Raw genomic sequence first — 13,353 nt, 5'->3', positions numbered from 1 at the left:
CGTTTTTTATTGCCGGTGCGCCGGTTAGGCGGCGATCGACAACTTGAGCTTGTTCATCGCGCTCTTCTCGAGCTGACGAATACGCTCGGCCGACACGTTGTACTTCTGCGCCAGGTCGTGCAGCGTGGCTTTTTCTTCTGCCAGCCAGCGCTGGTAGAGGATGTCACGGCTGCGGTCGTCCAGCACTTCCAGCGCTTCGTGCAGGTTGTGGTTGGAGTTGTCACTCCAGTCGGCATCTTCCAGTTGACGGGCCGGGTCGTACCGGTGGTCTTCCAGATAGTTGGCCGGCGATTGGAAGGCGCTGTCGTCGTCCGCTTCCGCGGCCGGGTCGAAGGCCATGTCATGGCCGGTCAGGCGACTTTCCATCTCGCGCACTTCCCGCGGCTCTACGCCGAGGCTTTCCGCCACACGGTGGACTTCCTCGTTGTTCAGCCACGCCAGACGTTTCTTCTGGCTGCGCAGGTTGAAGAACAGCTTGCGCTGGGCCTTGGTGGTCGCGACTTTCACAATGCGCCAGTTGCGCAGGATGAACTCGTGGATTTCCGCCTTGATCCAGTGCACAGCGAACGAAACCAGGCGCACACCCATTTCCGGGTTGAAGCGCTTGACGGCCTTCATCAGGCCGACGTTGCCTTCCTGGATCAGGTCAGCCTGGGCCAGGCCGTAGCCGGAATAGCTACGGGCAATGTGTACGACAAAACGCAGGTGGGCGAGCACCATCTGCCGAGCCGCCCCCAAATCCTGCTCATAATAGAGACTCTCGGCCAGTTCACGCTCCTGCTCCGGCGTCAGCAATGGAATGCTGTTCACCGTGTGCACATACGCCTCCAGGTTTGCGCCTGGGACCAGAGCATAAGCAGGTTGCAAAGAAGTGGTCATACGAAAAAACCTCCGACTTACATAACTCGTGCAGTTCAGCACTGCGAAAATTGACCGGAAACCGTTGGACAAGTTCCCATAAAAACCGAAAGGTCAATACGCGCAAAAAGATACTACTTCGGCGCCAACTCCCTGAGATGACGAGCGACTGCAATCCATGCACCGATATAACCCAACAGCACCGCACCAAGCAAGAGCGACAGACCATCGGCAACTGGCACTCCGGCCAGCGCAAAATTACTGCCGTACAAGCCGGCCAAACCAACCACTGCGTCGTTCAGCCAGTTCAGGCCGAACGCCAAAACGCCCCAGGACAGAATCCCCGCACCGAAGCCATATAACGCGCCCATATACAGAAAGGGCCTGCGCACATAGCTGTCCGTGCCGCCGACGAGTTTAATCACTTCTATCTCTGTGCGGCGGTTTTCAATATGAAGACGAATGGTATTGCCTATCACCAAAAGTAATGCAGACACCAAAAGCACGGTCAGACCGAAGACAAACCGGTCACCCAGCTTGAGGATGGCGGCCAGACGCTCGACCCAGACTAGATCAAGTTGTGCCTGCTGTACCTTCGGCAGCTCGGAAAGTTTTTGTCTTAATGCTTCAAGGGTCGGCTTGTCGACTTCCTTCGGCGTCACCAGCACGACGCCCGGCAGCGGGTTTTCCGGCAGCTCCTTGAGCGCCTCGCCCAAACCGGACTGTTGCTGGAATTCTTCCAGCGCCTGATCGCGACCGACATATTCGGCATCAGCAACGCCGGGCATGCCTTTGATCTGTTCACGCAACGACTCACCCTGCTCCGGGCTGGCGTCAAGTTGCAGATAAAGGGAAATCTGCGCCGCACGCTGCCAGGACCCGCCCAGTCGCTCGACGTTATTCAGCAAAAGTGACAGCCCCATCGGCAAACTCAGGGCCACCGCCATCACCATGCAGGTGAAGAAGCTGCCGATCGGTTGCTTGCCCAATCGGCGCAGGCTGTCCAACAGACTGGCGCGATGGCTTTCGATCCAGGCGCGCAGCAGCGTGGCGAAATCCGGGCCGTCGTCGTCATCGCGCTTTTTCTTTTGCGGTTGCGGATCGGCAGCCTTCGGGGCCACGCGCTCGGAAACCTTGGGGCTGCGTGTCGCACTCATACGCCAGCCTCCCCGTCGCCGATCAAGCGGCCGCGTTGCAAGGTCAGCATGCGGTGGCGCATGCGGGCGATCAGCGCCAGGTCGTGACTGGCGATCAGTACGCTGGTGCCCAGACGGTTGATGTCTTCGAACACGCCCATGATTTCGGCCGCCAGGCGCGGGTCAAGGTTACCGGTCGGTTCGTCCGCCAGCAGCAGGGCCGGGCGATGGACGATGGCGCGGGCAATGCCGACGCGCTGTTGCTGACCGGTGGACAGGTCGCCGGGGTACAGATCGGTTTTGTCCGAGAGCGCCACGCGCTCCAGGGCCGAATCCACGCGCTTGGCGATCTCGGGCTTGGACAGGCCGAGGATCTGCAACGGCAACGCAACGTTGTTGAACACCGTGCGATCAAACAGCAACTGGTGATTCTGGAACACCACGCCAATCTGCCGCCGCAGGTACGGAATTTGCGCGTTGCTGATGGTGCCCAGGTCTTGCCCGGCCAGCAGCAGTTTGCCGGTGGTTGGGCGCTCCATGGCCAGCAACAGGCGCAACAAGGTGCTTTTACCGGCGCCGGAATGGCCGGTGACAAACAAGAATTCGCCCCGACGGACTCGAAAGCTCAGCTCATGCAAGCCGACGTGACCGTTCGGGTAGCGCTTACCGACCTGTTCGAAACGAATCATGAACGCTCCCGCTCGGCAAACAATGCCTGGACAAAGGGTTCTGCTTCAAAGGTACGCAAGTCGTCGATGCCTTCACCGACGCCGATGTAGCGAATCGGCAGGCCAAACTGCTTGGCCAGGGCGAAAATCACCCCACCCTTGGCGGTGCCGTCGAGCTTGGTCAACGCCAGGCCCGTCAGTTGCACAGTCTGGTTGAACTGCTTGGCCTGGTTGATGGCGTTCTGGCCGGTGCCGGCGTCGAGCACCAACAGCACTTCGTGGGGCGCGTCGGCGTCGAGCTTGCTGATCACCCGGCGCACCTTCTTCAATTCTTCCATCAGGTTGTCTTTGGTGTGCAGTCGACCGGCGGTGTCAGCGATCAGCACATCGATGCCCCGGGCCTTGGCGGCCTGCACGGCATCGAAGATTACCGAAGCCGAATCGGCGCCGGTGTGCTGGGCGATCACCGGGATCTTGTTGCGCTCACCCCAGACTTGCAATTGCTCCACGGCGGCGGCGCGGAAGGTGTCACCGGCGGCGAGCATGACTTTCTTGCCTTCCAGTTGCAGCTTCTTCGCCAGTTTGCCGATGGTGGTGGTCTTGCCGGCGCCGTTGACGCCGACGACCAGAATCACAAAAGGCTTGTTCTGCGAGGTGATTTTCAGCGGCTGCTCGACGGGTTTGAGCATCGCTGCCAATTCCGCTTGCAGGGATTTGTACAGTGCGTCGGCATCGGCAAGTTCTTTGCGCGCAACTTTCTGGGTCAGGCGCTGAATGATCACCGAAGTCGCCTCGACGCCAACGTCGGCGGTCAGCAGGCGGGTTTCGATGTCTTCGAGCAGTTCGTCATCGATGGTCTTGCGACCCAGAAACAGGCTGGCCATGCCTTCGCCGATACTGGCGCTGGTCTTGGACAGGCCTTGCTTGAGACGGGCGAAGAAACCGGCCTTGGTTTCTTCGGTGCGCGGCGGCTCGGCTGGGGTTTCGACGAGGGCGACAGGGGCTTCGACAACAGGAGCGACAACCGGCGCCGGCGCTTGAACAATCGGTGCAACGGGCGCGATGAAGGCCGGCACTTCTGGCTCTGGCACAATAACCGGCTCAGGCTCGGCCACGAAAACGGGCGCGACCATCGGCTCAACCACCGGCTCAGGCGTAAACGCAATCGGCGCTGGAATCGGCGGCGTAACGTGCGGTGCCTGTTCGTCTTCAACCAACGCCACCGGTTCTTCCGCAACCGGCAAAGTCAGCCACGGCTCAGCGGCTGGCGTCAGCGGCAACTCGGCCACGACTTCAGGTTCAGCCTCAACCACCGATTGCAACACCGGCTCGGCATTCGGCAGGACAATTGGCGCCGGCTCTTCTTCTATTACCGGTGCGGGAATGGGCTCAGGAGTGGGCTGTGGCTGTTCGACGACGGTTTCCTGCGGCTTTTTGCGCAGCCATCCGAACAGGCTTTTCTTCTCGCCAGCCGCAGCTGGGGTCTTCTTGTCGTCGTTGGAACCAAACATGGAGGACGGCTATCTCACGGTAGCGACGCGCCAAAGGGCGCCCCGGCAAATAAATATTCGATGCAGAACAGACTGCGATTGACCCAGCTTGTTCACGCGCAACAATTTGTCGAAGTGCCAACGGCACCTCAAAGGTCGACTAATACGAAGGACTGGACCGGCATCGTCGGCGAAAACGCAGAGTTTAGCTGACAAACTCAAAGCTTCTGCCGAGAACCCATACAACCTGCGGACCGATAAAAGGCTCACAGGCGTGGCCGCCAGTAAAACGGATCAGTATCCTAGCACCCTCTCGCCCGCTGACGCTAAGAACAAGCGGGCCGCTCAACAGGTTTAAAAACGTATGAATGCTCTAGCCCGCCGCGCCGCAGGCCTGCTGCTCAGCACAGTTTGTCTGCCCCTCTCGGCCCTGGCTGCCGATCCACAACCCACCCACGAATTCACCCTCGACAACGGCTTGAAGGTCGTCGTGCGCGAAGACCATCGTGCGCCGGTGGTGGTGTCCCAGGTCTGGTACAAGGTCGGCTCCAGCTACGAGACCCCAGGCCAGACCGGTCTGTCCCACGCCTTGGAACACATGATGTTCAAGGGCAGCGAGAAAGTCGGCCCCGGCGAAGCGTCGTTGATCCTGCGCGACCTCGGCGCCGAAGAGAACGCCTTCACCAGCGACGACTTCACCGCCTATTACCAAGTACTGGCCCGGGATCGCCTGGGTGTGGCCTTCGAACTCGAAGCCGACCGCATGGCCAACCTGAAACTGCCGGCCGACGAGTTCAGCCGCGAGATCGAGGTTATTAAGGAAGAACGTCGCCTGCGTACCGACGACAAGCCGATGTCCAAAGCCTACGAACGCTTCAAGGCCATGGCTTACCCAGCCAGCGGTTATCACACGCCGACCATCGGCTGGATGGCGGACCTCGACCGCATGAAGATCGAGGAACTGCGCAACTGGTACAAATCCTGGTACGTGCCGAACAACGCCACTCTGGTGGTGGTCGGCGACGTGACCCCGGATGAAGTCAAAGCTTTGGCCCAGCGTTACTTCGGCCCGATCGCCAAGCGTGACGTGCCACCGGCGAAAATCCCGCTGGAACTGGCCGAGCCCGGGGAACGGCAGATTACCCTGCACGTTCAGACTCAACTGCCGAGCCTGATGCTGGCCTTCAACGTGCCGAGCATCGCCACCGCCGAAGACAAGCGTTCGGTAAACGCCTTGCGCCTGATCTCGGCCCTGCTTGACGGCGGCTACAGCGGACGTATCCCGACCCAACTGGAGCGCGGCGAAGAGCTGGTGTCCGGTGGTTCGTCGAGCTACGACGCCTACACCCGTGGCGACAGCCTGTTCACCTTGTCGGCCACCCCGAACACCCAGAAAAAGAAAACCATGGCCCAGGCGGAAGCCGGTCTGTGGAAGCTGCTCGAACAACTGAAAACCACCGCGCCATCGGCTGAAGAGCTGGAGCGTGTGCGGGCCCAGGTGATTGCCGGCCTGGTCTACGAGCGTGACTCGATCACCAGCCAGGCCACCGCCATCGGCCAACTGGAAACCGTCGGCCTGTCGTGGAAGCTGATGGACACCGAACTCGCCGACCTGGAAAGCGTCACCCCCGACGACATCCAGAAAGCCGCCAAGCTGTATTTCACCCGCGAACGTCTCAGCGTCGCCCATGTACTGCCACAGGAGACGACTCATGAGTGAGCGTAAAAAACCGCGCCTGGCGCTAATCGGACTGATCCTGGTGGCATTGATCGGCTCGGCCACCGTGTACCTGCTGCGCCCCGACGACTCCAAGGCCAGCGAAGCCCTCGATAAGGCCAAGGACACCCAGAAGTTGCAGTCCCTGGCCGAACTCGACGGCAAGGCCCCGAGCCATCGCAACATGGACGTGCAGACCTGGAACACCGCCGAAGGCGCCAAGGTGATGTTTGTCGAAGCCCATGAACTGCCGATGTTCGACATGCGCCTGATCTTTGCCGCCGGCAGCAGTCAGGACGGCAACGCGCCGGGCCTGGCCCTGCTGACCAACGCCATGCTTAACGAAGGCGTGGCGGGCAAAGATGTCGGCGCCATCGCCCAGGGTTTTGAAGGCCTGGGCGCGGACTTCGGCAACGGTGCCTATAAGGACATGGCCATCGCCTCGCTGCGCAGTTTGAGCGCCGCGGATAAACGCGAACCGGCCTTGAAGCTGTTCTCGGACGTCATCGGGAAACCGACTTTCCCTGCCGATTCGTTCGCACGGATCAAGAACCAGATGCTCGCCGGTTTCGAATACCAGAAGCAGAGCCCCGGCAAACTGGCTGGCATCGAGCTGATGAAGCGTCTGTACGGCGATCATCCTTACGCCAGCTCCAGCGACGGCACGGCGAAAACCGTTCCGGCGATCACCCTCGCCCAATTGCGCGCTTTTCACGAAAAAGCCTACGCCGCCGGCAACGTGGTGATTGCTCTGGTGGGCGATCTGTCCCGCGCCGAAGCCGAGGCGATTGCCGCGCAAGTCTCCAGCGCCCTACCGAAAGGCCCGGCCCTGGCGAAGATCCCGCAACCGGTTGAACCGAAGGCGAGCGTTGGCCACATCGAGTTCCCGTCCAAGCAGACCAACCTGATGCTCGCGCAACTGGGCATCGACCGTGATGATCCGGATTACGCGGCACTGTCCATGGGCAACCAGATCCTTGGCGGCGGTGGCTTCGGCACCCGGCTGATGAGTGAAGTGCGCGAGAAGCGTGGTCTGACTTACGGCATCTATTCGGGCTTCACGCCGATGCAGGCTCGCGGTCCGTTCATGATCAACCTGCAGACCCGCGCCGAAATGAGCGAAGGCACCCTGAAACTGGTGCAGGACGTGCTCGCCGATTACCTTAAAGCCGGCCCGACCCAGAAAGAACTCGACGACGCCAAGCGTGAGCTGGCCGGCAGCTTCCCGCTGTCCACCGCCAGCAACGCCGATATCGTCGGCCAGCTCGGCGCCATGGGTTTCTACAACCTGCCGCTGACCTATCTTGAGGACTTCATGCAGCAGTCCCAGAGCCTGGCGGTCGAGCAGGTGAAAAACGCACTGAACAAACACCTGAGCACGGACAAAATGGTCATCGTCACCGCTGGCCCGACCGTGCCGCAAAAGCCGTTACCGGCCCCATCTGATAAACCCGCCGAGCAGCCGCTCGGGGTTCCGGAGCATTAATGGCCACTCGCCCGAAAAAACCCGTTCACAACGTGCACAACGGCGTGAATCAATTGCGCATCATCGGCGGTGAATGGGGCAGCCGTAAGCTGAGCTTCCCTGACGCGCCGGGCCTGCGCCCGACCCCGGACCGGGTGCGTGAAACCCTGTTCAACTGGCTCGCGCCGTACATCGCCGGGGCCAAGGTGCTGGACCCGTTCGCGGGTAGCGGCGCGCTGTTCCTCGAAGCACTGTCCCGTGGCGCGGCCATGGGTCAGGCGCTAGACGCGAGCAACATCGCGGTGTCCAGCATCAAGGAACATTTGGGCACCCTGCGCTGCACCACCGGCCAGGTCCAGACCGCCGATGCCTTGCGCTACCTGGAAATCCAGCCAGCGACGGCCTACGACGTGGTGTTCCTCGACCCACCGTTCAACCAGAACCTGTTGCCCGGCGTTTGCGCTTTGCTCGAAGAGCGTCAGTGGCTGGCCGATGACGCCTGGGTTTATACCGAAAGCGAAAACGCACCGTCGGTGCTGGGCTTGCCGGGTAACTGGCGCCTGCACCGGGAGCAGAAGTCCGGGCGGGTTTACTACGCGTTGTGGCAGCGCAGCATCTAATAACTCATTGAAACGTACCCGGACAACTAACACTTGTCCGGGCGTCCTTTAAGTTTGTTGCATACAGCAATATTTCAACTGTAGCTCCTCCGCCAACAATTAAGTCACTCTTGCCTCCGCGAACTAACTCGCATGGACGCAAAGGGCCCTTATCGGATGAATACTACAACTAACAACTCTGTAACTACTGAATTCACCCTCGACAATGGCTTGAAAGTCGTTGTACGCCAGGATCATCGCAAGCCGGCGTTTTGCTCCGCCGTCACTTATGGCGTAGGCGCTTTTTATGAAGAACCGCAAGAGCGGGGATTGAGTTCCGTTGTTACACAAGCGCTGCTCAATAACGACGAGCAAGCAGTCGTAAAGGAGCTGGGTGGCGATTTTCTGACCCACTGGGGCGAAGACTCTATGACTCACCAGTTATCGCTGCCCCGGGAACACCTGGATACAGCGTTCAAGCTCCAGGCCGCGATGATGATGAGAGCACCGCAAGATGACGTATTCCAGCAGCATCAAGAGAATGAGCTGGCAATAAGCCGGCGAACTTCAAACTTTGTCTCCGCTGTTACCTTCGGCTCAAAACTGGAAGCGCTTATCGAAATAGGAACCCGGTATTACTCTACCCCGGATGAACTGACTCAGAGTCTCGAACAACTGACACTGGACCAAATCCAACAGTGGCGCAACGACTGGTACGTGCCCGCCAATGCAGTATTGGTTGTCACGGGCGACATTACGCCGGATGAAGTCAAGCCACTCGCCGAAGAACACTTTGGGGTGATCACCCAGGCTGATGTCCCATACCGTGATTTCTCCGTAACACCACCAGCCCCTGGTTATCGCCAACTTACTCAGCAACTGGAAACTCAACATCCCCTGATGTTAGTGGTCTTCAACGTGCCGAGTCTCGCCACCAACACCGACGTGCAATCCGCCAGGGCCTTGCAGGTCATGACATCGCTGCTGACTAACGCAGCGCCGCAACGTCTGGTTACCCCAGGGTTCAATCCTGCGCACACTTTCGCTAACCACCCGCAATTCATGCGCGGCGATTCTCGATTCAGCTTCGCCTTTTACTTCGAAGGCGAAGCTCAGACCGCGGAAGCTGATTTCTGGGCGTGGCTGGATGAGGTGAAAAGCACGTTGTTCACCACCGAGGAGATCGAGCCCGCGATCCAGACCGCCAGCGCCAATGCCGGGCAACGTATCGACCGTCTTGAAGGAGCCTCCAGGACCATCGGCCAACTGATCACCAACGGCTGCCCACGGCAATTGTTGGACGTTGAACTGGAACAATTAGGCAACGTTACCCCGGCCGATATCCAATCGACCGCGCAGATGTGGCTTACCCGTGAGCGGGCCACCGTCGGGCATGTTTTCCCGATGGACAAGTAAAACGGCCAGGTGATTGCGGATGCTCTGGCAGCCTCTCGCAAAAGAACCTTTGAAGTGCGGTACATAGTTACCGCACTTTTCTTTCGTCAAACGTTCATCCTGGTTAACGATTTTTCGTCAAACCACTGAGGACGTTCAAGGATGAACACGCCCCGCAGCGCCATGCTGCTTTTTGGCTGCTTGTTGCTACCGATTCTGGCAATCGCAGATTCCACACCACCCACCCACGAATTCACGCTGAACAATGGCCTCAAGGTCGTGGTTCGCGAGGACCATCGCGCGCCGGTGGTGACCTCGCAACTCTGGTTCAAGGTCGGTTCCAGCGACGAGCCGCCGGGACAATCCGGCCTGTCCCATGCCCTGGAACATATGCTCTACAAGGGCAGCAGCAAGACCTGCGCCGGTGAAGCCTCGGCCATTCTGGACAAACTGGGGGCGACCCATAACGCCTTTACCGACAGGGACGTGACCACCTACTACCAGACCTTGCAACCCCACCAACTGGGGGTCGCTTTCGAGCTGATGGCTGACATGATGTCCACGGCGACGCTACGCGCCGAGGATTTCATTCCGGAACTGGCCGTCATCCAGCAGGAACGCCGACTGCGCACCGACGATGATCCAGATGCGATCGCCCACGAGCGCCTCAAGCGCATCGCCCACCCCGCCAGCAGTTATGGCGCGCCGGTCATTGGCTGGATGCATGACCTGCAACGCCTGAAAGCCGACGACCTGCGCCATTGGTATCAAACCCGCTACGCCCCCGGTAACGCTACGCTGGTGATTGTCGGCGACGTCACCCTGGACAAGGTCAAACCCCTGGCCGAGCGCTACTTCGGGGTGCTGCCGGCCAAGTCGTTTGCCGTCGTGACGCAGCCACTGGAACTGGCCGAGCCCGGCGAACGGAAAATCACCCTGCACCAGGCAATCCCGGCCCCCCGGCTGATCCTGTCGTTCAACGTCCCGAGCCTGGCCTCCGCTGAAGATCGCCGTTCGGTACATGCCTTAAGGTTGCTAAACACCTTGCTGGCCGGCTCCACCAGCGCACGCCTGCCGAAACGCCTGCAATTCACCGACCGGCTGTTTTCTGCCATCGCCTCCGACTACAACGCTGTGTATCGCGGCGACAGCCTTTTCACCCTTACTGCCCAGCTCAATCTCCATCGCCCGGAAACCCTGGATCAAGCCCAGGCGCGCATCTGGGCGTTGCTGGATGAGCTCAAGACCACACCGCCCGAGGCCACCGAGCTGGAGCGCGCCCGCACTCAATTGATCGCCCGGCAGGTTTACGACCGCGACGCCATCGAAACCCAGGCGGATAACCTCGGCGCACTGGAGAGCATCGGGCTTTCCTGGCGCCAGATGGAACAGGACACCCAAGAGCTGAGCCGGGTGACCCCCGCCGATATCCAGAACGCCGCGATCACCTACCTGACCCGCCAACGCCTCAGCATTGCCCATGTCCACGTGGAGAAAAGCCATGAATAAGTTCACCTGCGCGGTGCTGTTGTTATTGATCAGTGGCTTGCAAGGTTGCCTGGTGTTTGCCGGCGCCGAGCCCCCACGCTTGCAATCTCTGGCCGAGCTGGAGGAGCAGCCGGCAGTCGCCCGCGCGTTAAATATCCACGGCTGGAAATCACCGGCCGGCGGCAAAGTGCTGTTTATCCGCACCCCGGAACTGCCGATGTTCGACCTGCATGTCAGCTTCCCCGCCGGCAGCGCGCTGGACGGCAGACATCCTGGGCTGGCGGCGGCGACGTTCAGCCTGCTCAACGAGGGCGTGCCGGGCAAGGACCTGGCGGCGATCACCGAAACCTTTGATGGCCTGGGCGCCAAATACGATATGAACATCGATCAGGATCAGGTTTCGTTTTCCTTGCGCAGCCTGGCCGTCAGTGAAAATAGCGACCCGGCGCTGCAACTGTTTACCCAGATACTCGGCGAACCCCTGCTGACCAACTCCGCGCTGGGCCACGTCAAGAAAGAGCTGGCCGCTATTATCAAGAACCAACAACAAGACCCTGAAGCGCAATCCGCCCACGCCATGAATGATTTGCTGATGCCGGGACATCCCTACGCCCAACCGGTCTTCGGCACAGAAACCAGCGTGGCCGCCATCACTCGCGATCAAGTCCAGGCATTTCATCGGCAAGCCTATACCGCGGCCGATGCGCAAATCACGCTGGTCGGCGACCTGACGATGGAACAAGCCCAGGCCATGAGCGTGCAGGTGTTCGCCGCGCTACCGCCGGGCTCCCGACAGGTGCCGGTGCCTCCTGTGGCGCGCCATCCAGGCGATGCGCCGTCGCGGCATATCGAGCGCTCCTTGAACCAGACGCACATCCTGCTCGGTCAACTCGGCGTGTCGCGCCAACATGCCGATTACGTGGCGCTGACCGTGGGCCACCAGATTTTCGGTGGGCAGAAACTCTCTTCCCGGTTGATGACGCAGTTGAGAGAAAAACGCGGGCTGACCTATACCGTACAACTGAAGACCACGCTCAGGAAGGGCGGCGGTACGGCGATCATTCAACTGAAAACCAGCCCGCAGTTCAGTGACGGTGTAGTGAAGCTCGTGCAGTCGATGTATCGCGACTACTTGCAAACCGGTCCGACCCAAGAGGAACTCGATGATGCCCTGCGCCACCTGCGCAGCACCGCCGCGCTGACCAGCGCCAGCAATGCACAGATTCTGGGGCGACTGGTCAACATCAACCAATTCGACCTGCCGCTGGACCTGGATTTTTCCGTCGAGCAGGCCCAAGGCTTGACCGTTGAGCAAGTCAAAGCAGCCATGAACCGACACTTCGACCCTGAGCAATGGTCGGTGGTGACCGTCGGCCCGACGGTGGAACAGCAGCCGCTACCCCTGCCGATCAGCGACGCGGCTCAGCGCATGTGTCGCGCCGAGCCGGAGATTGTGGCAAGTTAGTTTCATTGGACATAGGTGGCAGGGTCAGGCTTTGCGGCCCCGCCGCCGACGTTTTACCTTTTAGAGAACCACCGTGCTCCAGCCCAGCGAACGCTTCACCCCGGCCTTCGGCCTCGGCAACCCGCACTTGCAAACCTTGTGGGGCCCGCTATGGCGTAAAACCACGCACATCGATCGCACGCGCGAACGGCTCTGGCTCGACGATGGCGACTTCCTCGACCTCGACTGGCACGGCCCGCACACCGCCGATGCGCCGTTGGTGCTGGTGCTGCACGGGCTGACCGGCTCGTCGAATTCGCCCTATGTCGCCGGCCTGCAAAAAGTCCTCAGCGATCAGGGTTGGGCCAGCGTCGCGCTGAACTGGCGCGGTTGCTCGGGGGAACCGAACCTGTTGCCCCGCAGCTACCACTCCGGCGCCAGTGAAGACCTGGCCGAAGCCATCAAACACCTGAAAGCCAAACGCCCCCTCGCGCCGCTGTATGCCGTGGGTTATTCCCTGGGCGGCAACGTGCTGCTCAAGCACTTGGGCGAAACCGGTAGCGCCAGCGGTGTGCTGGGCGCGGTGGCGGTGTCGGTGCCGTTTCGTCTCGATCAGTGCGCCGACCGGATCGGCAAAGGGTTTTCCAAGGTCTATCAGGCGCACTTCATGCGCGAAATGGTGGCCTACATCAAGAACAAACAACGGCAATTCCAGCATGACGGGCGCGAGGATGGCCTGGCGGCATTGGCGGCGTTGGGTTCGCTGGAGAACATGCGCACCTTCTGGGATTTCGATGGCCGGGTCACCGCACCGCTGAATGGTTTTGTCGACGCCGAGGATTACTATCGTCGCGCTTCGAGTCGTTATTTCCTCGGGGAAATTCGCACGCCGACCTTGATCATCCAGGCCGCCGACGACCCCTTCGTCTTTCCTCACAGCCTGCCCGACGCCAGCGAGTTGTCCGCCAGTACCCAATTCGAATTGCAGGCCAAGGGCGGGCATGTCGGTTTCGTCGACGGTTCGTTCCGGCAACCGGGTTATTACCTGGAACGGCGCATTCCCCGATGGCTGGCCGCTGCGGGTCGCAAGTAG

Annotated in this window: 11 protein-coding genes; 7 read left to right on the top strand and 4 right to left on the bottom strand. The window is 60.4% G+C overall.

The window, feature by feature from the left end; genetic code table 11:
* Positions 1–24: 24 nt before the first annotated feature.
* From rpoH to ftsY, 4 genes are all read right to left on the bottom strand, one after another.
* The gene (rpoH, locus tag BK665_RS07180) at positions 25–879 is read right to left on the bottom strand and encodes an RNA polymerase sigma factor RpoH (RefSeq protein ID WP_003176698.1); all 855 of its coding nucleotides are present in this window, start codon (positions 877–879) and stop codon (positions 25–27) included.
* Between the two features lie 113 nt (positions 880–992).
* Entirely contained in the window at positions 993–2,015 is a 1,023-nt protein-coding gene (gene ftsX, locus BK665_RS07175) for a permease-like cell division protein FtsX (RefSeq protein WP_123404165.1), read from the bottom strand.
* Positions 2,012–2,683: a cell division ATP-binding protein FtsE gene (gene ftsE / locus BK665_RS07170; RefSeq protein WP_054044439.1), complete on the bottom strand. Its 672-nt coding sequence runs from the start codon at positions 2,681–2,683 to the stop codon at positions 2,012–2,014. Before ftsE ends, ftsX begins: the two co-directional genes overlap by 4 nt.
* Positions 2,680–4,173 carry a signal recognition particle-docking protein FtsY gene (gene ftsY, locus BK665_RS07165; protein WP_123404163.1) on the bottom strand — a complete coding sequence of 498 codons (1,494 nt, stop codon included), beginning with the start codon at positions 4,171–4,173 and terminating at the stop codon, positions 2,680–2,682. Before ftsY ends, ftsE begins: the two co-directional genes overlap by 4 nt.
* Positions 4,174–4,516: 343 nt before the next feature.
* On the opposite strand from ftsY, the gene BK665_RS07155 reads away from it, so the two are divergent.
* From BK665_RS07155 to BK665_RS07125, 7 genes are all read left to right on the top strand, one after another.
* Complete coding sequence (locus tag BK665_RS07155) at positions 4,517–5,872, top strand: M16 family metallopeptidase (protein ID WP_123404161.1); 1,356 nt, start codon at positions 4,517–4,519, stop codon at positions 5,870–5,872.
* Positions 5,865–7,355 (top strand): M16 family metallopeptidase, encoded by a 1,491-nt coding sequence (locus tag BK665_RS07150; protein WP_123404159.1) that lies wholly within the window; start codon positions 5,865–5,867, stop codon positions 7,353–7,355. Before BK665_RS07155 ends, BK665_RS07150 begins: the two co-directional genes overlap by 8 nt.
* Complete coding sequence (gene rsmD, locus BK665_RS07145) at positions 7,355–7,954, top strand: 16S rRNA (guanine(966)-N(2))-methyltransferase RsmD (RefSeq protein ID WP_123404157.1); 600 nt, start codon at positions 7,355–7,357, stop codon at positions 7,952–7,954. Before BK665_RS07150 ends, rsmD begins: the two co-directional genes overlap by 1 nt.
* Before the next feature lie 156 nt (positions 7,955–8,110).
* The gene (locus BK665_RS07140; RefSeq protein WP_185076454.1) at positions 8,111–9,349 is read left to right on the top strand and encodes a M16 family metallopeptidase; all 1,239 of its coding nucleotides are present in this window, start codon (positions 8,111–8,113) and stop codon (positions 9,347–9,349) included.
* A gap of 141 nt (positions 9,350–9,490) precedes the next feature.
* Complete coding sequence (locus tag BK665_RS07135; RefSeq protein WP_123404153.1) at positions 9,491–10,837, top strand: M16 family metallopeptidase; 1,347 nt, start codon at positions 9,491–9,493, stop codon at positions 10,835–10,837.
* Positions 10,830–12,281 (top strand): M16 family metallopeptidase, encoded by a 1,452-nt coding sequence (locus BK665_RS07130; RefSeq protein WP_123404151.1) that lies wholly within the window; start codon positions 10,830–10,832, stop codon positions 12,279–12,281. The genes BK665_RS07135 and BK665_RS07130 overlap by 8 nt, the downstream gene beginning before the upstream one ends.
* A gap of 73 nt (positions 12,282–12,354) precedes the next feature.
* Positions 12,355–13,353: a hydrolase gene (locus tag BK665_RS07125; RefSeq protein ID WP_123404149.1), complete on the top strand. Its 999-nt coding sequence runs from the start codon at positions 12,355–12,357 to the stop codon at positions 13,351–13,353.

The sequence above is a fragment of the Pseudomonas frederiksbergensis genome (assembly GCF_003732665.1).
Taxonomy (GTDB): Bacteria; Pseudomonadota; Gammaproteobacteria; order Pseudomonadales; family Pseudomonadaceae; genus Aquipseudomonas; species Aquipseudomonas frederiksbergensis_G.
Note: the sequence above shows the minus strand (reverse complement) of the source record. Positions and strands in the feature narration are given on the sequence as shown.